This is a genomic window from Nostoc sp. MS1 (assembly GCF_019976755.1).
Taxonomy (GTDB): Bacteria; Cyanobacteriota; Cyanobacteriia; order Cyanobacteriales; family Nostocaceae; genus Trichormus.
Genome location: NZ_AP023441.1, coordinates 461,133 through 483,048, shown reverse-complemented (window position 1 = coordinate 483,048; position 21,916 = coordinate 461,133). Strand labels below are relative to the sequence as shown.

The 21,916-nt window shown below is 41.3% G+C and carries 17 protein-coding genes; 10 read left to right on the top strand and 7 right to left on the bottom strand.

What is annotated here, in order from left to right; translation table 11 throughout:
• Window positions 1-92 precede the first annotated feature (92 nt).
• Window positions 93-1,727, bottom strand: a complete 1,635-nt coding sequence (locus tag NSMS1_RS02015; RefSeq protein ID WP_224090508.1) for a mechanosensitive ion channel family protein — start codon at window positions 1,725-1,727, stop codon at window positions 93-95.
• Between the two features lie 403 nt (window positions 1,728-2,130).
• On the opposite strand from NSMS1_RS02015, the gene ahcY reads away from it, so the two are divergent.
• From ahcY to NSMS1_RS02000, 3 genes are all read left to right on the top strand, one after another.
• Window positions 2,131-3,408: an adenosylhomocysteinase gene (gene ahcY, locus NSMS1_RS02010; RefSeq protein ID WP_224090507.1), complete on the top strand. Its 1,278-nt coding sequence runs from the start codon at window positions 2,131-2,133 to the stop codon at window positions 3,406-3,408.
• Between the two features lie 105 nt (window positions 3,409-3,513).
• Complete coding sequence (locus NSMS1_RS02005; protein ID WP_224090506.1) at window positions 3,514-4,422, top strand: chemotaxis protein CheB; 909 nt, start codon at window positions 3,514-3,516, stop codon at window positions 4,420-4,422.
• Window positions 4,423-4,442: 20 nt separating this feature from the next.
• A complete protein-coding gene (locus tag NSMS1_RS02000; protein ID WP_224090505.1) occupies window positions 4,443-5,816 on the top strand; it encodes a hypothetical protein in 1,374 nt (457 codons plus the stop codon).
• A 71-nt stretch (window positions 5,817-5,887) separates the two neighbouring features.
• Here the strand turns inward: NSMS1_RS02000 and NSMS1_RS01995 are convergent, their stop codons facing one another.
• The 3 genes from NSMS1_RS01995 to NSMS1_RS01985 form a co-directional block, all read right to left on the bottom strand.
• Window positions 5,888-6,154, bottom strand: coding sequence for a type II toxin-antitoxin system ParD family antitoxin (locus NSMS1_RS01995; RefSeq protein WP_224090503.1), 267 nt, complete (start codon window positions 6,152-6,154; stop codon window positions 5,888-5,890).
• A gap of 240 nt (window positions 6,155-6,394) precedes the next feature.
• Window positions 6,395-7,045: a sigma-70 family RNA polymerase sigma factor gene (locus NSMS1_RS01990; RefSeq protein ID WP_224090502.1), complete on the bottom strand. Its 651-nt coding sequence runs from the start codon at window positions 7,043-7,045 to the stop codon at window positions 6,395-6,397.
• 327 nt (window positions 7,046-7,372) lie between these two features.
• A complete protein-coding gene (locus NSMS1_RS01985) occupies window positions 7,373-7,930 on the bottom strand; it encodes a YidH family protein (protein ID WP_317986569.1) in 558 nt (185 codons plus the stop codon).
• Window positions 7,931-8,592: 662 nt separating this feature from the next.
• Here NSMS1_RS01985 and NSMS1_RS01980 point away from each other — a divergent pair.
• The 6 genes from NSMS1_RS01980 to NSMS1_RS01955 all read left to right on the top strand — a co-directional run bounded on the left by NSMS1_RS01980 (window position 8,593) and on the right by NSMS1_RS01955 (window position 17,362).
• Window positions 8,593-9,540 carry a LysR substrate-binding domain-containing protein gene (locus NSMS1_RS01980; protein WP_224090501.1) on the top strand — a complete coding sequence of 316 codons (948 nt, stop codon included), beginning with the start codon at window positions 8,593-8,595 and terminating at the stop codon, window positions 9,538-9,540.
• Window positions 9,541-10,007: 467 nt separating this feature from the next.
• Window positions 10,008-11,324, top strand: coding sequence for an efflux RND transporter periplasmic adaptor subunit (locus NSMS1_RS01975; protein WP_224090500.1), 1,317 nt, complete (start codon window positions 10,008-10,010; stop codon window positions 11,322-11,324).
• Between the two features lie 109 nt (window positions 11,325-11,433).
• The gene (locus NSMS1_RS01970) at window positions 11,434-14,607 is read left to right on the top strand and encodes an efflux RND transporter permease subunit (protein WP_224090499.1); all 3,174 of its coding nucleotides are present in this window, start codon (window positions 11,434-11,436) and stop codon (window positions 14,605-14,607) included.
• Window positions 14,608-14,723: 116 nt separating this feature from the next.
• Window positions 14,724-15,464 (top strand): SDR family oxidoreductase, encoded by a 741-nt coding sequence (locus tag NSMS1_RS01965; RefSeq protein ID WP_224090498.1) that lies wholly within the window; start codon window positions 14,724-14,726, stop codon window positions 15,462-15,464.
• Between the two features lie 439 nt (window positions 15,465-15,903).
• Entirely contained in the window at window positions 15,904-16,773 is an 870-nt protein-coding gene (locus tag NSMS1_RS01960) for a zinc metalloprotease HtpX (protein ID WP_224090497.1), read from the top strand.
• Window positions 16,774-16,912: 139 nt separating this feature from the next.
• Window positions 16,913-17,362, top strand: coding sequence for a hypothetical protein (locus NSMS1_RS01955; RefSeq protein ID WP_224090495.1), 450 nt, complete (start codon window positions 16,913-16,915; stop codon window positions 17,360-17,362).
• A gap of 106 nt (window positions 17,363-17,468) precedes the next feature.
• Here NSMS1_RS01955 and NSMS1_RS01950 read toward each other — a convergent pair whose 3' ends face one another.
• The 3 genes from NSMS1_RS01950 to NSMS1_RS01940 all read right to left on the bottom strand — a co-directional run bounded on the left by NSMS1_RS01950 (window position 17,469) and on the right by NSMS1_RS01940 (window position 19,775).
• Window positions 17,469-17,798 carry a ribulose bisphosphate carboxylase small subunit gene (locus NSMS1_RS01950; RefSeq protein ID WP_190467618.1) on the bottom strand — a complete coding sequence of 110 codons (330 nt, stop codon included), beginning with the start codon at window positions 17,796-17,798 and terminating at the stop codon, window positions 17,469-17,471.
• Window positions 17,799-17,842: 44 nt separating this feature from the next.
• A complete protein-coding gene (rcbX, locus tag NSMS1_RS01945) occupies window positions 17,843-18,250 on the bottom strand; it encodes a RuBisCO chaperone RbcX (protein WP_067767069.1) in 408 nt (135 codons plus the stop codon).
• 94 nt (window positions 18,251-18,344) lie between these two features.
• A complete protein-coding gene (locus NSMS1_RS01940) occupies window positions 18,345-19,775 on the bottom strand; it encodes a form I ribulose bisphosphate carboxylase large subunit (RefSeq protein WP_224090494.1) in 1,431 nt (476 codons plus the stop codon).
• 800 nt (window positions 19,776-20,575) lie between these two features.
• On the opposite strand from NSMS1_RS01940, the gene NSMS1_RS01935 reads away from it, so the two are divergent.
• On the top strand, window positions 20,576-21,700 hold the full coding sequence (locus tag NSMS1_RS01935; RefSeq protein ID WP_224090491.1) for a two-component regulator propeller domain-containing protein: 1,125 nt from the start codon (window positions 20,576-20,578) through the stop codon (window positions 21,698-21,700).
• Window positions 21,701-21,916: the final 216 nt, after the last annotated feature.

The window sequence follows — 21,916 nt, the reverse complement described above, 5'->3', positions numbered from 1 at the left end:
CAACCACCTACTTAGAACTCTGTTTGAGAGTGTCCACTCATACCCACATCAAAAACCTACACCTGTCAGACTCCCTCATCTTCCCCCACTTCCTACTCCCCACTCCCCACTCCCTTCCCATTCTCCTGCGCGTGTAGTACATGAGGATTATCATTCACCCAAACTGCTTGTTGTGGTACAGGAATAAAGATACCTGCTTGATCGAAAGCAATTTTCAGGCGGCGGCGGTATTCTCTGGCTACGTCCCATTGCTTGAGGGGTTGCGTTTTAATCCAGACGCGGATAATCAAACCGCGATCGCCAAAATTATCAACTCCCAATACTTGCGGTGTTTCGATAATCTGCCTTTGCCAAAGGGGATCTTGATCCATCTTTAAAGCGACATCGCCAATCAACTTTAAAACTTTGTCAATATCGGCTTGATAATCTACAGGTATAGATAAATCTGCGCGTGACCAACGGCTGGAGAGATTAGCCACAATTTTAATTTCACTATTGGGAATTGTAATTAACCGTCCTTCCGAGTCGCGTATCTGAGTCATACGCAGATTAAGATTCTCTACTAAGCCGCCGAAATTACCAACATTAATCACATCACCTAAAGCGTACTGGTCTTCTAAAATAATCAGAAAGCCGTTGATTGCATCTTTGATTAAGTTCTGTGAGGCTAAAGATACAGCTACACCAACTAAACTCGCACCAGCCAATAAAGGAACGATATCTATACCCAAGGATACCAACGCTAGTAGAATCCCAACTCCTACACAGACGATGGTAGAAATACTTTTCGTTACCCCAGAGAATGTAGAGACTCGCAATCGCAGACGTTCGGCGGCTTCTGCTGTTGTGAGCAAAGCACCACTGCTAATGAGGGTGGTGGTAAAGCGGTCAATCAGCGCATAGGTCAAACGTATCACTACATAAGTTCCTACGCCTACCACAGCTAATCGTAAAGGAATTTGGGCTGCTGCGAGAATAGCTACTTGCAAGCTACGTGTATAAGGAAATAAACCCAAAATAATGAAATTTCCCCCACCCCAAATACCTAGTTGGGTGAATTGAAATAGCCTTCTTTTGACTTCTCGCAGATGTCGCTGCTGCTGTTGATTTAACTGGGTTGTAATTTGATTGGTATCTGGTAGGGAAGAAGCCCCAGATTGTGCAGAGTTCTTGAAAACACGACGTTGCCAACGTGTAACTCCCCAACTGGCGATCAGCATGGTTAAGGCGATCGCACCAGCAATTTTTGCTTGGTCAACGAAAAATTGAGTTTGTCGTTCTTGTCTTGCTCGTTGTAAGTCTTGCTTTAACGACTCTTTAATACTTTCAGCTAATGCAAAAGCATCACCCTCACCTTGGCTACCATCTTGAGGCGTGATCGTCATTAAGTAACGATTGTTAACGTAAATTACTGGTAATCCGTTGAGTGTGAGGACTTGTACATTAGGTTCTGCTGCCGATGAACGTACATAATTACGAGTAATTTCTTGCAAATTCTGCTCAATGTTTTCCTTGCGTTCTGCAAGATTATTTTTAGTTGCTGCTATTTGAAATAAGCGGCGACCATCCAAATAAACCCACTCAGATACAACTTTATTATCCGGCTGGTTGCTGGCACTGGTTGGTACTGGTAGTTGTTGTAAAAATGGAATCTGGGCTGTCGCTTTTGGCATAGAGACAATGGTAATAGCCATTGAACCCGCGATCGCCAAAAAGTTAAATTTCACTACCACACCTCCTTAAAAAATTCAAAATTATAAAAGTCCTATTGAGCTTTTCCTTAGCTATCCTCCAAAATTCAACGCGGTAGTTGTACCTATCTAAAGTTGAGTTTTTGGGTTTAAATGTTGATTTAACTGTTTATTTACTATCTTTAGATAGATGACAATAGGCTTTTGCTTACTGTAAAGGCAAGCGTTAGAAAACATTCCTAATACTTTTACCAGAAATCAAGTAAAAAGGAAAAAGCTGAGTCTGGCGTTGACATTGTGTAAGAGAAACGTCAAGCTAATCCAGGAAACCATTGACTAGGTTTTTGGCAATTACTCCCAAAATTTGCTAGTCATGGAATAATCTAGTAGAGTGCGTAAGCAATTACGTAACTCGTTTGACTTTTTAGAGGTATATTTAATGACCGCAACTTCTCCCCGATTAAAGCACGAGGTTAAAGACCTCGCCCTCGCTCCCTTGGGAAGACAGCGTATTGAATGGGCTGGACGGGAAATGCCAGTATTACGGCAAATCCGCGATCGCTTTGCTCAAGAAAAGCCCTTTGTTGGCTTGCGTCTTGTAGCTTGCGCCCACATCACCACAGAAACAGCACATTTGGCGATCGCGCTCAAAGCTGGTGGTGCAGACGCGCTGTTAATTGCGAGTAACCCCCTATCCACACAAGACGACGTAGCAGCCAGCCTCGTCTTAGACCATGAAATTCCCGTATTCGCGCAAAAAGGCGAAGATGCGGAAACCTATAACCGTCACGTGCAAATCGCTTTAGACCATCGCCCCAACGTGATCATCGACGATGGTAGCGACGTGGTAGCAACCCTGGTAAAAGAACGTCAACACCAGATTGCTGACTTAATTGGGACTACCGAAGAAACCACCACAGGTATCGTCCGTCTCAGAGCCATGTTTAAAGATGGCGTTCTCACCTTCCCCGCCGTCAACGTTAACGACGCTGACACCAAGCACTTCTTTGATAACCGCTACGGTACAGGTCAATCCACCTTAGACGGGATTATCCGCGCTACAAATATCCTCCTAGCTGGTAAAACTGTAGTTGTAGTTGGTTACGGCTGGTGTGGTAAAGGTACAGCCCTCCGCGCCCGTGGTCTTGGTTCTAACGTCATAGTTACCGAAATCGACCCCATCAAAGCTATTGAAGCAGTAATGGATGGCTTCCGCGTATTACCAATGGCTGAAGCTGCAACCCAAGGTGACTTGTTCATTACCGTGACTGGTAACAAGCACGTCATTCGTGGTGAACATTTTGACGCGATGAAAGATGGTGCGATCGTTTGTAACTCCGGTCACTTTGATATTGAACTTGACCTGAAATACTTGGCAAGTCAAGCCAAAGAAATCAAGCAAGTACGCCCCTTTACTGAAGAGTATCGCCTCAACAGTGGTAAATCAGTCATCGTTTTGGGTGAAGGACGCTTGATTAACCTAGCAGCCGCCGAAGGACACCCAAGCGCCGTAATGGATATGAGCTTTGCGAACCAAGCCTTAGCAGTAGAATACCTAGTGAAGAACAAAGGTAAGTTAGAACCCGGTTTACATTCAGTTCCTACTGAAGTTGACCAAGAAATTGCCCGCTTGAAGTTGCAAGCCTTGGGTATTTACATCGACACCCTCACACCAGACCAAATTGAATACATCAATTCCTGGACTAGTGGAACTTGATCAATTAATTAGTTAATTGTTTAGGGATAAGCATTTTGCTTATCCCTTTTTTAGTTTGATATATAGCAATTATCAACAATTTTAAGAACAGGGTCAATTATAAAAATGAAGCCAGCTAGGAAAATCCTTATTATTGGCGGTTCTACTTTTAACAAAAATACGCCTCAAAAAATTAGTAAAGCATTGATGGATAGCAAATTTTTAGATGAATGGGCAGTAATTATTGCAATTCATCAATATTTTAAGCTAAGAGGTTTTAATAAAACGGACAGAACACCAATTAACCCAGATGACTTTAAATCTAAAATCAAGTTAGATTTTTATTTACCTGAATTTGAGCCACAATTTTCCTTTATTTTTACTCCTGGGCAATTTACAGTTCAAACAGGATGTATTTATGTACTACCTGATCCTGGACTGGATATACCTGGACTGCCTGTACAGAAAGAATATCTTTCCACAAGTTTTATTGGTGATACATATCAATTAAAACTCCATGTGGAAAGCTCAAAAAAATCAGTTGAGGAATGGTTTAATAATAACCCATTTGATGCTTCTGGTACAAAGCGGCAAATGACCGCTCGTGATCTGGGTAATATTGATGATCAATATTTGCATAATTTCCCACTGCCTACTGGCGCAAACATATCTCGATTAAAAGCAACAGCACAGGATCACCCCCCAGAAAGAGTAATGTATAGAGATATGCCTTGCATAGACAAATTAATGGATGAAGTTGCTGCTAGTAAGAGCAAACCAAAAATAGCAGCTTTACTTCTTTGTGGACTATATGGAGATGGTGCAAATGGACTGAAAGCCATTCAAAATATTGGTGGATATACAGCAGTACAGTTTCCAGATGAATGCTGTCGTGAAGAATTAGGAATAGATAAATATAAGACTTCCTCAATACCAAAGACAGCATTACAGATAGAACCTAAGCATCAAGTTGTTACCTTGGAAAGCAAACCTAATTATATGACATTATTTAATTGGCTGTGTAGTATAAAATAATTGAACCAATTGTCTAGCTTATGAAACATAACTTAGAAATTTCTATTCCACACGATGTAATCTTAGAATGGCAAAATGGTATCACTGATGGTAATGCTATTAATCAATGGTGGCAGTCACTTACAAAAGAACAACGAAAATTGCTTTTAGAGCCAGGTTTTGTTTTCTTGCAGCACCAAAAAATAAAAGAATCTAAATTAGACAGTGAATCACTTATTCCGAGTCTTATAAAACTTTCAAAAAGTGCTGGGTGTCTAGAATTATATCAAGATGATAAAAACCGTTTCCTGCTTTCTGGTAGAATTGATCGCAATTTGTATGGTGTCAGAGGTAAATGCTATTCTCAATCTCCCGAATTTGTTGGGAGTATGTGTAACGAATTTCTTGGAGGCTATTCGGTAACAAGTAAGAATCATCAACATGGACAAAAAACAGTTGATGTTATTTGTTGTGCCTTGAATGCACTTCCTGGAATTACTGCCGCTCAAACTCCATCTGATAGTGTTGCAGATGTTGGTTTACGATGGGATGTAATCATTCAATGGAATGATTGCTATTTCCCTATACAAGTTAAAAGTAGTTTTATCGGAATAGAAAAAGCTTTAGATACAGGTAATTTAGGGAACTACGCTCAAGAGAAAATAGAAAAAATTAGTATCCATGATGATAAATTGTATGACTTGGAAAATAAATTTATAGAAAGGGCTGGTAAAGATTCACCAGAAGAGAGAGAAAATAAGAAAGCCTATTATCAAAGCCGTCGAGAAAATAGGTCACATATTATACGTAAGTACATACAAAGTAGTCCGCTTTATATATGGGCTGCTCAAAATAAAGAAACTGTACAATTGTTAGTTGAGTTATTTGCCAATACTTTTAAAATAGACAATAACATAAAGCAATATCAAGAACAAGCCATAGCGGTTTATCTGGAAAAATATCCTGAGAGGAAATCTCTAAGTATTTCTGAACTTAGAAAGCAGAGAATACATGAGATGAACGAAAAAAAGAAAGAACAGGCTGAACAAATAATTCAGGCGTTAAAAGAGCAGATTGAAGGCAAACAAAAACGTCTTCGTAATCGTAAAGCTAGAAAACGTCCTGTAGTAATAGAACATAACCAAGCTCTCAAAATAGCTGAAAATACACTTCAATATATCCAGCAGTTAATTGAAGATAAGAGTAAACTCAAAATTAGGCAGAGGCTATTTGCAAGTGCAAGAACAAAGGCATGGTATTTTGATAAAACTTTGTTTAATAATATTGAAAAGCTGAGAGATATTGATAAACAAACCAATTCTCCAATGCTACAAAAAACAGAAGAACTTTTTGCTTTAATTCAAGATTTTACGGAAATTGGAAAAGATGATGAATTCGATATCAAGCCTGAATGAGTGTGAATTGTCAAAATAATCAATAATTTCTACTAAATCTCTACTGGCTTCAGGTAAGATAATATATATTGTCATCCTTGCGTTTCTCTGGCTTGACGCAACTTATTTCGTAACTGTTCAATTACAACCTCTCCATCAATACCTTCCCCTCTATCCAATTGCTTAATAGCAATATCAACTTTTTCCTTTGTTTCATTTACCCACTCTTGATAACCTTTATCCCACTCTAAAAGTAACTTTAAAGCTTTACTAATTACATTTTCAGCAGTATCATATCTACCAGTTGCAATTTGCGCTTGGATAATTTTTTCTAGTTCCGGCCGAATGTGGATATTCATAATTGATTATGCTATTTGACCTTATATAAATTTTACGCTGATTCTCCCTATCTGTGACTATATTGGCGCGATGGGCTACGCCCCGCCATTGGCGATCGCAATCTGCTATATATACTTCATTTCAGTAAATTGAAACCAGAATAGCCATTAAAAAAAAGGCGACAAATAGATTTATATAGGGACGTATATTTGTGAATCTCTACACTTATTTATTTGCCGCCAAGATTTATTAGTTAATTTTTAAATTAAACCTTCTGACTCAGCAAATTTCTTTAACCGTGGTAAACACTGACGTTGATAGAAACTACTCAAGGTGGGAATAGGTAGTCCAAATTGCTCAGACAAGTCTTTCCAACTCACTTCAGGGGGTAAGCGTTTGAGGATTAGTACCTGACAGTTTACATCAGGACGGCCTTTAACATGAGTCCCGCGTAGTTCTCCACTTGAGTCTGTATTTACCCAAGTTTCCAACTCCTCCAAAATTGGTGGTGCTTCGGGCGCAGCAGCCAAATTTTCTACAGGATCAATAACTTCACTACTGTCACCTGATTTAGATTGGCGGACTCTTAAAGGTACTGTTGTCGCTTGTTCTTTGTTCTGGTTGAGGTAAAAGTCTTGTAACCTGCGCTTTAAATAGGCGTTTAACCAGGTAATCACACTACCATAGGTAGGATCATACTTCTGTCCTGTCAAACCTTCACAAACATTGCGACAAAAATACAACCAAGTTTGTTGCAGTGCGTCTTGATAGTATGAGGTGTTTTCTCTCCAAAGTTTACGGGAAGTCAAGCGAATAATTTGCGTGAGCAGCTTTTGACGCTGAGGGCTTCCGGGTGGATGTCCACAGGCTTGGGTAACTAAGCAGCGTAGCTGTTCATCAAATTCAACCATAATCATCGTTGGCGAAGAAGGCAACAAAGCGTTAAAAGCAGCAAGAATATATTATTATTACGTGTCACAATGCTCCAGAGGATACATCTGTATCGTAATGTTAACTCTGAAAGTAGGGCTATAAGCGTAAATAAGTAATAAGTACGAAGTCAATTAGAAAACTCCCTACTTCCTTTTGCGGAAAGTAGGGAGACGGGGGAGAGGGAGAAATCAATTCAAAAATCAAAAATCAAAAATTCTGCCTCCTGTCAACTGAATCCTACCTTTTGACTATGGACTATGGACTATTGACCAATGACAATGGACAACTGACAACTGACTTTATAATTACTCCGGGATAACGGGACTGAGGGGATCTAAAGGACTTGTAAACACAAAATAAACAACCCCAGCACCCAAAAGCATCACAGCTAGGCTAAAAAGAATTATCCAACGGTCTGCCGGTTCGTAAGTGTCTTCCTCGATATCACGACGCACAGTAAAATAATGCCCTGTTGATAACCACACAGTGAGTAAACCTACCAAAGAAAAAACTAAACCTAATTTCCAGCCATTACCAGGACGAGGGACTAGGGGTGGTTGAAAAGCACGTAAACGCACAATCACAACACCAAAACCTAAAAGGGCTATCCCTGTTCGCATCCAAGCTAAGTAAGTACGTTCGTTTGCTAAATGATCACGTACTCTTGACGGATTTAATCTTGCCGCCTTTTTTTTCTCTTCTAGTTCTTCTGTATTTTTTGGCTTTAATAACATCAATAATTCCCTGATAATCAAGGAGGCTTTCCTTCCCAAAACAGCAGAATAACGGCAAATATCTTTCCAAATAATCTGCCACGGGTTAGATACTCGCGCTCTCAAGAAATATTTATTTTGTTTACTCATTTTGCAAGTTTTATTTTAATGCAGATATGTTTGTAAAACAAGTACGATGAATGCAGTAATTTAAAAATAGCCAAACTAAAAAATCTAAAATATATCCCTGGATTTTACTGTTCACCTATCGAGATAAAATCCCAATGTATTGAACCATAAGCTTTTGCGTAGGTGCATTAATTGTGTGTGTATTTATTAGTGCTTATCTATTTGAACTGCGCTTATTACTAATTACCAACTCTTACGCTCTCTATGTGATAGCTGATTATTCATATTAAAAATCCACAAAAATAGCTCACTAGTAATCACAGCTAAAAGAATTAAAAGTTAAGTTTCTATAACAATCAATTTATCTGTTCATTGTATGGATATCCTTTATTTCTAATTCAGAAAGTGTTATTTTTCAGCATGACATTCTAGTTAAGACAGATAAAATTTGTCTTTATTACTAAAGGCTGGTGTCTCAAGCTGGATTGATTTATACTTTAGACAACCTAATCGATAGGAGCAAATGCTTTTCTTTGTCAAAATGATAAATACAAGTTATAAGTTTCGACAAAAGTAGTAAAGGATACAATCTTCTAAATTCATCAAAATCCAAGTTTTAAACTAATTATTCGCATAGTGTTCCGTAGGAAGCTTTTTGACAACAGGTTTTAGAGATATACAAAATGGCAGGAATGACACTTGAACAGCTAAAAATCTTTCTCGCCGTTGCAGAACATTTACACTTTACCCGTGCAGCAGAGGAGCTTTATATTACTCAACCCGCCGTTAGTGCTGCAATTCATAACTTAGAGCAGGAATACGGGGTGAAACTGTTTCACCGTATTGGTCGCCACATCGAAATTGCGGAGGCGGGGAAGTTATTACAAATAGAAGCAAAGAAAATTCTCGACCAAGTGAGGCTAACTGAACGGGGATTACGAGAATTGAATAATCTGCAACGAGGAGAATTGAAATTAGGGTCAAGCCTCACCATTGGTAACTATTGGCTACCGAGTAAGATTAGTGAATTTAAAAGTAAATACCCAGGTATTACGGTTAACTGTACTCTAGCTAATGCAGAGACTATTTCTGTGGGTACAGCAATGGGACAGTTTGATTTGGGTTTGGTGGAAGGTGATGTTAAAGCAGAATTACAGAATAATCTAGAATACGAAATTATTGGTAGCGATCGCCTACAAATTGTCGTCGGCAAAAATCATCCTTGGTTTGAAAAACAAGAAATAGAAATCGGCGAACTAACTCAAACTCCTTGGGTAATGCGAGAACCTGGTTCTGGAACGCAACAGCGCTTTGAAGAAGCTTTACAAAATTGGGGGATTAACTTAAGCGAATTGAACGTCATTTTAGTATTCAATAGTGGAGAAATGACCAAGGCTGCCATTGAATCAGGTGTAGGTGCAATTGGTATTTCCGAATTGATGGTACAAAAAGAAATTCAATTAGGAACTCTACGGGCAATTCGTGTGATAGATGACAGAAACGAGAAGAATATTAACGCCCAAATTATTCGCCCATTCTACAAACTCAAACATCGTCAACGTTTTCAAACTGGACTTTCTAAGGTTTTCGAGGAGATGTTGTTGCAGGAAGTGGGGAGTGGGGGGAGATGAAGGAGTAGGGGGAGATGAGGGAGATGAGGAGAAAAACTAATGACTAATGACTAATGATCAATGACATTCCTCATTTGTTTGTTATAAAAAAATGACTTTTTCTGATTTATCTCAAGATTTTTTCTAACTCATCAAATAATTTTTCATGACTAATATATAGTTAGTAAATTTATTTTTTACAAAATCTCAGTATGGTTTTATATTAGTGATTAACTAGAACATTACAAAATGACCGCAAGATTAGAATAATTTCCGCAATAATGGAAAAGACAATACCTACTCAATATTTGTAACCTAGATTTAATCACCCACCTTAAGGTAGATTGGCGAAATCATAAAAAGAGTATATTTTGGATGAGCTAACACAAAATTTTTTCTGTGACTTCATGCAAAATTAATAGTTTTTAGCGCCAACATATCAATCCTTGTTTTATTTAAAAAATTAGCTCTAAGGTTCGCTGTAAGCCATGTCATCCCCTGAGCCTCAAACTGATTTTCAGGACAGTATTCCCCAGGTATCCCGTGAGTTACCTCCTAAGCAACAACGGTGGCCTTGGTTATTGTTAGCTGCCATCTTAATATTAGGGGGTGGAGCAGCTATAGCTTGGCGGTTACTTACTCCAGCAAGCCCACCTCCTAATGCTAATGCTCAACCGCCAGGGGTAAGAGTCAAGACATCACCGATACAAGTCGGCACTATAGAAGAAAGTACAGATTTTGTTGCTACTTTAGAGTCTCGGCGTTCTGTAACGCTCCAGCCGAGAGTACAGGGGCAAGTTAGCCAGATATTTGTGCGATCTGGAGATGCGATCGCATCTGGTGCAGCCGTCATTCAAATCGACCCTAGACAGCAACAAGCAGCCGTCACCGGTAATAATGCTGCAACCCAAGCAGCCCAAGCGGAATTATTAAATGCTCAAGCTACCCTGAAATCTTTAGAAGCGGAAAGATTATCCAATGTTGCTGATGTGCAATTAAATCAGCAGGATTACGACAGGTATACCAGCTTGGCTGATCAAGGGGCAGTATCTAGACAAACCAAAGAGCAGTATGCTAACAGATTAGCCACAGCTAAAGCGAATCTCAACGCCATAGAATCTAGAATTCAAGCCCAAAGAGCTACTATAGCTCAGGCACAAAAATCCATACAACAAGCCCAAGCCAACACCGAACAACAACAAGTTCAACTCCAGTATTACAGAATCACCGCTCCCTTTGAAGGCACTGTAGGTAATATCCCAGTCAAAATAGGTGATTTTGTTAATACTTCCACACCTTTATTAACCATCACACAAAACCGACCTCTAGAAGTTAATATCTCTGTTCCACTAGAACGAGGCCCCCAATTACGTCAGGGAATGCCTGTAGAGATTATGAACACCCAAGGTCAAGTAATAGGGAATAGTAGAGTATTTTTCATCGCTCCCAATGCCAGTAATGATACACAATCCATTCTGGTAAAAGCCTTGTATAACAACACAAATGGTCAACTAAGAGCAGACCAACTAGTACGGGCAAGGATTATTTGGAGTCAACGTACAGGAGTTTTAGTCCCAACCACAGCCGTTACTCGCATAGCGGGGGAAACTTTTGTTTATGTAACACAAACGGAAAAATCACCCCAAGGAAATTCCCAACTAGTAGCGCGGCAAAAGCGAGTGCAACTAGGCGACATCAGAGGCAATAATTACCAAGTCATCTCAGGACTACAGCCCAATGACACAATCATTACGTCAGGACTGCTAAACCTACGTGATGGCGTTCCTATTGTTCCTGAATCTTAGTAAAAGGGAGTGGGGAGTAGGGAGTAGGGGTAGAGAAGGAAATCTTCTTCCCATTACCCATTACCCACTCACCACTCCCCACTCACCATTCCCCACTCCCTAAAATTCCATGTTTGTTGACTTCTTTATCAGGCGACCTGTATTTACAAGTGTCTGCGCCATTATTATTTTGCTGGTAGGTGCGATCAGTATACCTACTCTACCTACCGATCGCTATCCAGAAATTAGTCCAACGCAAATTATTGTCAATGCTAACTACGTTGGTGCTAGTGCGGAAGTTGTCGAAAATACGGTGACGAGTATCTTAGAGCGTCAAATTAACGGCGTTCAAGGTATGAAGTACATGACCTCCAGCAGTAGTAACTCTGGTACTAGTACAATTACCATCACCTTTGACCCATCACGGGACAAAGATATTGCCGCAGTCGATGTACAGAACCGTGTATCGATAGCTCAACCTCAGTTACCGGAAACGGTGCAGCGTACTGGTGTCACAGTCAGCAAACAGTCTAACAATATCTTGTTGGCAATGGGATTGTATACCGACCAACAAGAATATGACACTGTATTTTTAAGTAACTACGCTGACCAATATATAGTAGATGCCCTTAAACGGCTTGATGGTGTGGCTGAAGCGCGGATTTTTGGGGAACGTCGCTATGCGATGCGCTTGTGGCTTGACCCCAATCGCCTAGCCAGCCGTAACCTCACAGCCCAAGATGTGATTGATGCTATCAACGAACAAAACCTCCAGGTAGGGGTGGGGCAAATTGGGCAGCAGCCGTCCCTACCAGACCAAATGTATCAAATTGACCTCCAGGCTCGCGGTAGACTCACGGACGCAACAGAGTTTGCGGACATGGTGATCAAAACTGGAGCTAATGGCTCACTGATCAAACTCAAGGATGTTGGTCGGGCAGAATTGGGGGCAGAAAATTATAGTTCGTTTCTCAGATTTAGAGGTAATGAGGGTGTAGGTATAGGTATATTCCCTACCCCAGGAAGTAACGCTCTAGATGTCGCCAAAGCAGTCAAAGCCGAAATGGCTAGACTGGCGCAAAGCTTCCCTCCAGGGTTGAAGTATCAAGTAGCTTTTGATACGACTCTATTTGTAGAAGAATCCCTTGCAGAAGTAGTCAAGACACTAGTTGAAGCTTTAGTTTTAGTTGTTTTGGTAATTTTTATCTTCTTGCAGGACTGGCGTACCACACTTATTCCTGTAATTACCATTCCTCTAACCTTAATTGGGACTTTTGCTTTTATTAAGGTTTTTGGATTTTCGATTAATACCTTGACCTTGTTTGGTTTGACATTAGCCACAGGGTTAGTAGTGGATGATGCGATCGTTGTGGTGGAAAATATTTCTCGCTTAATTGAGGACGAGGGGATGTCACCGCGTCAGGCGGCCTCTGAGTCCATGCGAGAACTATTTGGGGCAGTAATTGCCACTTCCTTAGTGTTGATTGCGGTGTTTGTTCCTGTTGCCTTTTTCCCAGGTACTACAGGGCAGATATATAAACAGTTTGCATTAACCATTGCTTTTTCAATGGTCATTTCCACCTTTTTAGCTATTACCCTGACACCTTCGCTCTCAGCCTTACTACTGCGTCCAGGACAGAAACCGCGCGGTTGGCTAGGCTGGATTTTTCACCAAGTGAATAGGTTCTTGGATTGGGTACGCCGGGGATACGAGCGATCGCTCAATTTCCTTGTCAGGTTTAGAGCGATCGTTGTCCTATTATTCCTTGTCTCGCTAGGATTGACAGGATGGGTCTATGTCAGCGTACCTACAGCATTTATCCCTGACGAAGACCAAGGTTATTTCATCACCATTATTCAAGGCCCAGAAGGAGTTTCCCTCAACTATACGAGCAAAGTCATGGCTCAGGTAGAGAAGGAAATCCTCAAATTACCAGAAGTAACCGGTACTTTTGCGATTGGTGGCTTTAGCTTTAGTGGTAACAGTGCCAACAGTGGTGTAATCTTTACGACACTCCGTCCTTGGGATGAACGCCAAGGCCCAGGACAATCAGCACAAGAAATTATTGGTAAACTAGCAGGAACCTTCTCTAGCATTACCGAAGCGAGAATTTTTCCAGTTAGTCCTCCTGCAATTAGCGGTTTAGGCAGTTTCGGCGGTTTTGAATTTCAACTGCAAGATAGAGCCGGTAACAGTGGTTTAGATAACCTGCTGCAAGTCATGGGGCAAATCATGATGCGTGGTAATCAGACTCCAGGTTTACAGGCTGTATTTAGTACATTTAGTGCTAATACACCCCAAATGTTTATTGACATAGACCGTAACAAAGCCAAGGCTCTACAAGTTGATGTAGACGATGTGTTCAATACTCTGCAATCTTACTTGGGTTCGCGCTATGTCAACGACTTCAATTTACAGCAGAGGACTTACCGAGTATACGTACAAGCAGATGCGCCATTCCGCGCTAACCCTGAAGATATCGGTAAATTATATGTCCGCTCTGCCAATAATCAAATGATTTCCCTGAGCAATCTGGTGAAAATTACTCCCTCAACAGGGGCGCAAACAATCAACCACTACAACTTATATCGCTCAATTACAATCAACGGTTCGGCTGCTCCTGGTTATAGTTCTGGTCAAGCAACTACAGCTATGGAAAATTTGGCCAAAGAAGTTTTACCCGCCAGTATGGGTTACGAATGGTCGGGTATTACGGCTGAGGAGAAAGAATCTGGTGGTCAAGCACCCTTAATTTTTGGATTAGGGCTATTGTTCGTCTTCCTTGTGTTGGCGGCTCAATATGAGAACTACGTTGATCCAATGATTATTATGTTCTCAGTTCCTTTGGCAATTTTGGGTGCGTTAGCAGCTCAATGGGCGCGTGGTTTGAGTAATGATGTCTTTTGCCAAGTTGGTTTAGTAATGTTGATTGGTTTGGCTAGTAAAAACGCGATTTTGATTGTGGAATTTGCCAACCAATTACGCGATCGCGGTCTACCAATTATCAAAGCCGCCATCCAAGCATCAGAAGAACGCTTGCGTCCTATTCTCATGACTTCCTTATCCTTCATCCTGGGCGTTTGGCCATTGATTAACCCCATAGGTGCAGGTGCAGCAAGTAGGAAATCCTTGGGTACAGCCGTTGCGGGTGGGATGATTGTCTCAACGGCATTGAGTTTGTTTGTTGTTCCCATCCTGTACATCATTATTAGCAAAATCCGCGATCGCTTCCGTCGTCACCCTGAGCGTTTATCGTTAGAACCTAGTCTTGATGATAAGGTTCCTTCAAGTAGTCATAGGTAAGAGAGAGGGGGGAGATGAGGGAGACAAGATAATTAAAATTTCTCCCCCTACTCCCCCTACTCCCCCCACTTCCTCATCTCTCCCCACTCCCCATTTATTTTTAGGAGTTCATTAATATGGCAGCAAATCAAGGAAAAGTGGCTATTGTTACTGGTGCTTCGCGGGGAATTGGACGAGCGATCGCTCTTACATTAGCAGCGAAAGGTTTATCCATAGTCGTTAATTATGCTGGGAATGTAGACAAAGCCAAGGAAGTTGTTGCAGAGATAGAGAAGTTAGGAGTAGAGGCTATTGCTATACAAGCAGATGTGAGTAAAGTACCTGACATCCAACAGCTTTTTGAGAAAACAATCTCTCACTTTGGCCGAGTGGATATTTTGGTAAATAATGCCGGAACCGCCATGTATAAGCCAATTGGTCAGGTCACCGAAGAAGAATTTGATAAAATCTATGCAATCAATGTTAAAGGAACTTATTTTGCCTGCCAACAAGCAGCAATCCACATGAATGAAGGTGGACGAATTATTAACATATCGTCATCTACCACAGCCATGATGCTACCTACTTATAGTGCTTATGTAGCCACTAAAGGCGCTGTAGAACAGATATCACGAGTCTTAGCAAAAGAATTAGGTGCAAAAGGGATTGCAGTTAATGTCATTTCCCCCGGTCCCACCGATACAGAACTGTTTCGAGAAGGCAAAACCCAAGAACAAATTGATCGCCTTAGTCAAATGGCAGCCTTTGGTAGATTGGGAGATGTGCAAGAAATAGCCGATGTAGTCGCGTTTCTTGCTAGTAATGAAGCACGCTGGATCACTGGGCAAAATATCCGCGTCAATGGTGGAATTGCTTAAGCTAATTCAATAAAGATTTTATTTATCTACTACTGCTTTTTTATTATTTTTTACCAAAATATTAACCTGAATTAAACTAATTCCTAAAATAAGCCAAAATACCAGAAATTTAGGAATTATCTCAATATTTTGCCATTAAAAAACCTCTATTAAACCTCCGCGTCCCTCCGCGTGAACCTCCGCGCCACTCTGCGTTTAGAAAATTAAATTACTTAAAAATAGTATTAAATAATACAGTTTTTCCAAAAATTGAATTAACAACTATCTCTATAAACCCAATATTAGCAACTTGCAGACGGAAAACCGTACTCATGGTAGAGCGTTATTTCTACCTGATATATCACTGTTTAGATAGATACAATCAAAGTACGACTTAACTAATATTGTTGCCTAGAAAAGATTAAAAAAAATAATACAAAGTTAGCAGGAGAGCGAAAACATGGGAAATCAATTTAAAACGCTTGCTTTGCTTGCTGCCCTTAGTGGCTTATTAATTGCTATCAGTTATTGGGTAATTGGTGGTAGTGGCGGTTTGATTATTGGTATTGGTTTGGCAGCAGTTACTAACCTGCTTTCATGGTATCAATCAGATAAGATTGCCCTAGCAGCTTACCAAGCCCAGCCTGTAAGCGAAAGCCAAGCACCGGGACTATATCGTATGGTGCGGAAGTTATCGCAACGGGCTAATATTCCTATGCCGGGAATTTATATTGTTCCTGGCCAAACTGCTAATGCTTTTGCGACAGGACGAGATCCAGAACACGCGGCTGTAGCGGTGACTGAAGGAATTTTAAATATATTGCCAGAAGATGAATTGGAAGGTGTCATCGCTCACGAAATGACACATATTATTAACCGCGATACCTTAACCCAAGCTGTAGCTGCTACCGTTGCTGGTGCTATCTCGTTTTTGGCGCAGATGGTGAGTTATAGCCTATGGTTCGGCGGAGTTGGTGGAAGAGATAACGAAAGAGGTGGAAATCCTTTAGGCGTTTTATTAACTGTACTGCTTGCACCAATAGCCGCCACCATTATTCAGTTAGCCATTTCCCGCACCAGAGAGTTTTCTGCTGATGCTGGTTCTGCCAAATTAACAGGTAATCCCCGCGCTTTAGCTCGTGCATTACAAAGATTAGAAGCCACCGCACGACAATTACCTTTAAATGCTAACCCCGCTTTTGAAGCTTTATTAATTATCAATCCTATTTCCGGGCAGTTTTTAAGCAACTTGTTCTCTAGCCACCCATCCACAGAAGAAAGAGTTCAAGCACTGCTCAAGTTAGAGCAACTGCAAGGGGTTAGAGGTTAGGAATGAGGGAGAAACCCACCCCTAAACCTTCTCAGGAGGGGAGCAAAGGAGAAAACATTAATGACTGTTGACTAATGACTATGGACTATGGACTTTTGACTGTGGACTAATGACTAATAACTAAAAGGATATTTCAACTATGAATACTAATGACATTGAAATCATTGAAACTGTAGAAACTGTTCAATCTACCGTAGTGGTAGAAATTAGCTCTCAAACTGATGAGATAGTTGAAGCGGAAATGGTTGGTGAAACCGATGAAGTAAAGCGCGAAACTAAAGCACTAATTGAAGCGCTCAAAAGACGCGCTCAAGCTGAAGCGGAAACGGCTGGAACTTTCACCCGCGAAACTTACTTAAATGCTGTGCGTAAGATACGGGAAACCATTGAAGGAGGAAGAAGTGTGGAAGGCGATAAGCTCAATTTAGATGGAAGCGATCGCGTAGAATACTTATGGGCAGTATTTAAGGATGAAACTGAGAAAAACTGGCATTTGATGATGAAAGACTTTGTAGATTTTAGTGTACGTGTACAAAATGCTGCCAAAGCTGCCTGGGAAGCCTTCAATGCTCCACGCCATCAAGGTTAATACCATTTTGGATTTTGGAATAACTAAGTAGTTATATTAGAAAACGAAAAGAGAGGTAAAAATATTTACCTCTCTTTATTGATCAATTATTTAACCAAATCAGCTTTTAGTATCTGCTGGGTTTGTGAACGATGAAGCTGAGGATTTGGCACTGTTTGATGTTGTCAAATCCTACTACACGGATGTAGTGGCTAGGATATTGAGAACGGCAAGATTGAACTTCTGCCAATACTTCGCGGGTGGTTTTAGCGTTGAACAGAGGTAGCTTCCACAGAGTCCAGTAATATTCGGTGGGTTCAGATTGTTCGTTGAACTCGATGGCTGGAAAGTAGCCTTGGTTCAGAATGTACTGAACTTGCTTTTCAATTTGAGCGTCGGTGAGGGGGGGTAAGTAAGAAAGGGTTTCGTAACGACGTTCTTTTGGTAAGGTTTGCATGGCAGATGATAGGGTATTGCTTTATTATGACGACTTGGAAAATCCTAACTGGCTAAGTTATCCCAATCAGGATCGGATAATTTCTGCTGGTCTATTTCAGGACTTGGGTTAGATAAACTCAACTGCGTTATACGTTCTAGATGCTGGCGACGTTGTTCCATGTTGGCTTGCTGAATGCCACTCTTCACCATTTCCGGTAAGAAATCAGCGACTTCTTCAGCGATATGTTCTCTCACTGTCATAATCCGTAATGCCAAATCTGGCTTTTCTCGGAATAGTTCTTCAATGAAGGTTTCCCCATTTTGAACTTTGCCGACGGAAAAATTGTGCAGCCAAATCGCCAACGGTGGATTCGTTTCGCCTATCTGCGCCAGCACAGTCCTTAGTGCCTGATAAGTCAGGTAGCTTTGGAGAGTTTTGGCTGTATCTTTCGCAATTTGCTTGAGATTCATGCTTGGCCCAGCCCTTTAAAAGGATGAAGTTTAAAGAATGTAAGGATGAAAGATATTTTTCATTTAACCTTCATCCTTACACCTCCAGCCTTTATCAGACGGTATCCATTGCCTCAAACTCGAACTTGATTTCTTTCCACAGTTCGCAAGCAGCAGCCAATTCAGGAGACCACTTAGCAGCTTCGCGGATAACGTCGTTACCTTCACGAGCCAAGTTGCGACCTTCGTTACGAGCTTGGACTACTGCTTCTAAGGCTACGCGGTTAGCAGTAGCACCAGGAGCGTTACCCCAAGGGTGTCCAAGTGTACCACCACCGAATTGTAGTACGGAGTCATCACCGAAAATTTCCACTAGTGCGGGCATGTGCCATACGTGGATACCACCGGAAGCAACTGCCATTACACCAGGTAGAGAAGCCCAATCTTGGGTAAAGTAGATACCGCGAGACTTGTCTTGTTCAACGTAGTTTTCGCGCAATAGGTCAACGAAGCCCATTGTGATACCACGTTCACCTTCCAACTTACCTACAACTGTACCGGTGTGGATGTGGTCGCCACCAGATAGACGTAGCGCTTTTGCCAATACACGGAAGTGGATACCGTGGTTCTTTTGACGGTCGATTACTGCGTGCATCGCGCGGTGGATGTGCAATAGAACACCGTTATCACGACACCAACGAGCCAAGGTTGTGTTAGCTGTGAAACCTGCGGTTAGGTAGTCGTGCATGATGATGGGCTGCTTGAGTTCTTTAGCGTACTCAGCTCGCTTCAACATTTCTTCGCAGGTAGGAGCGGTTACGTTTAGGTAGTGACCTTTAATTTCGCCTGTTTCTGCTTGAGCTTTGGTGATTGCATCAGCTACAAACAAGAAGCGATCGCGCCATCTTTGGAATGGTGCAGAGTTAATGTTTTCGTCGTCTTTGGTGAAATCCAAACCACCGCGCAAACACTCATACACAGCGCGTCCGTAGTTCTTAGCAGATAGACCTAATTTTGGTTTGATGGTACAACCCAACAAAGGACGACCATATTTATTTAATTTGTCACGCTCAACTTGGATACCGTGAGGAGGGCCTTGGAAGGTCTTAATGTAAGCAACAGGGAAGCGGAGGTCTTCCAAACGCAATGCCCGCAAAGCTTTAAAACCAAATACGTTACCTACAATTGAGGTTAAAACGTTGGTGATGGAGCCTTCTTCAAAGAGATCCAGAGGATAGGCAATGTAGGCAATAAACTGGTTGTCTTCGCCAGGAACTGGTTCGATATCGTAGCAACGACCTTTGTAACGATCTAGGTCAGTTAACAAGTCTGTCCATACGGTTGTCCAAGTACCAGTAGAAGACTCAGCCGCTACAGCCGCAGCTGCTTCTTCAAAGGGAACTCCAGGCTGGGGTGTAACACGGAACGCTGCCAGAATATCTGTATCTTTTGGGGTGTAATCAGGTGTGTAATAAGTTAGTCTGTAATCTTGAACCCCGGCTTTATACCCAGCTTTTGACTGAGTCTTCGTTTGAGCGTAAGACATATCTATCCTTCCAAGATGTCACTCTTAATTACTTATCAAATCACGTTTGGGTACAATTTTTTCGTCACACTTTTCTACGTCCCATCAGCTAGGAGAAAAACAGGAACAATCTTTTGTTAGAGGTTGCATTTAGGTTGAGGTTAGCTATTTTCTGTAAATAACACTTGGTTTTTGGGAAATTTTCCTCACCTGTGTCTTTCCCATCTAGGGTTACATAATTCGCGCTTTTGCTTTTCCCTCTTCCCATCATTAAAATTTCTCTTTTATTTGTTCTTCTCACCCACTAAATCGTTTTTATCCCATCACGACCTTCGCGCTTTACGGAAAGTATGAGATTATTTACCCATATTTCGGGGTTTTTAGGGAATTGGGCTGCTTTTCACACATTTCCGTGTTTGCACTCTTGCTATTTTCCTTTTTTACAGGAGTCAAGCTAGGAGTCAACTTGCTTGACGGATATTTAGTAGAGTGATGAGCGAAAGATAAAAATTGCACACCACGTAATTTGTAGCTTGTCTCACAATATATCAACAAATGGCATAAGTTATTCTTTGAAACTTCTTAACTTATGTATTTATTTTTTTTATTACATAAAGTTTTAAACGTTTTGTTAAATTTAGTTTACAAAATGTATCAATAATTGTATCGGGAACAGGTAATTGGTAATGGGTGTGAGAAAATCTAGTGCCTTTAAGCTACTCTCGCTTGTTTAAAAAATCGTCAGTAAGGGAAAACTGAGATCAATCTTTAGTCAGTTTTGTTACTGGCTAGAGGTATCGTCTCTTGAGGGAATTATTGTTGTGGTGTTATTTCGCAAGCGTACTAATTTACTTATTACTTCTGCATTGCTGGGGTTAATCAGTTTACCAAGCATGGGTGTTCTGGGTATAGCTAATCTTGCAACGGCACAAGAAGCTGATACTAATACGCCAACACCAAAAACCCCTGATATTAAACCATCAGAACTCACGCCTGCTTATCCTGCATCTGCACCACCCTCACGGGTAGACCCCCTACCCGATGAACGGGATATACAAGAACGTACAGTAGAAACTGATTATCGGGTGAGTAATTTACTAGGAGATTTTGCTGGTAATCTCTGGGTGGGTTCTTGGCGGGGGCTATCACGGATTGACCCGAAAACAGGTAAGATTTTAGCGCGTGTAAGTTTACCTAATGTCGCAATTGGTGCTTTAGCACAAGATAAAGTAGGACGGCTGTGGGTAGGAACTTACGAAGGATTAATGCGTGTTGAACCGCGTACTAATGAAATTACAGCGCAGAATTTATTTTTACCTTCTAAACGAGTGCTATCGCTGTTAACTGATAAGCGGGGTTATGTATGGGTAGGAACTGATAGTGGTTTAGCTTTAATTAGTCCCGACCAAGGTTTAATTATGACCACAGTTAAAAATTTACCCGGCGTTAGTGCTAATACCCTAACTTTGGATGCTGATGGTCAACTTTGGGTAGGAACTTTAGATGGGGTTGTACGTATCAATACTGCTAGTGCTTTGGTGATGAAACGAATTAACGATTTACCTGGTACAACAGTACAAGCTTTAGCTATCAGTCCCGAAGGTTTAATTTGGGCGGGAATGCCTAATAATTTGCTAGTGATTAACCCAAAAACTGGTATAGTTTTACGGTCTGTGGCGCGTTTACGAGGTAAGAATGTCACAGCCGTGCGCTTTGCTAATGATGGTAGTGTTTGGGTAGGTACTAACAATGGTTTGTTACGATTAAATCCCAATACAGGCGCGGTATTAGATGAGGTCGCGGGACTTCCTTCTAGTCGAGTTTTATCTCTTGTACCTGACGTTGCTAGTAAATTATGGATTGGTACTAGTGAAGGGTTGGCTTGGTTGATGCCTAAAATGGATAAAGCTCAACCTCATTTAGCTTTTAGTCGTGCTGTTAAATGAGGGAGTGGGGAGTAGAGAGTAGGGAGTAGGAGTGCTGAGTTATGAGTGCTGTTAGCGGTAGCGGGGCGTTTAGCCCGTGCTGAGTTATGAGTAATAATTTCTCCCTTGTCTCCCCCCTCTCCCTTGTCTCCCACCCTACGGGTTCGCGTAGCGTCTCGTTAGAGAAGCAAGCTACATCTCCCCCTACTCTCCACTCCCCACTCCCTACTCCCTAAA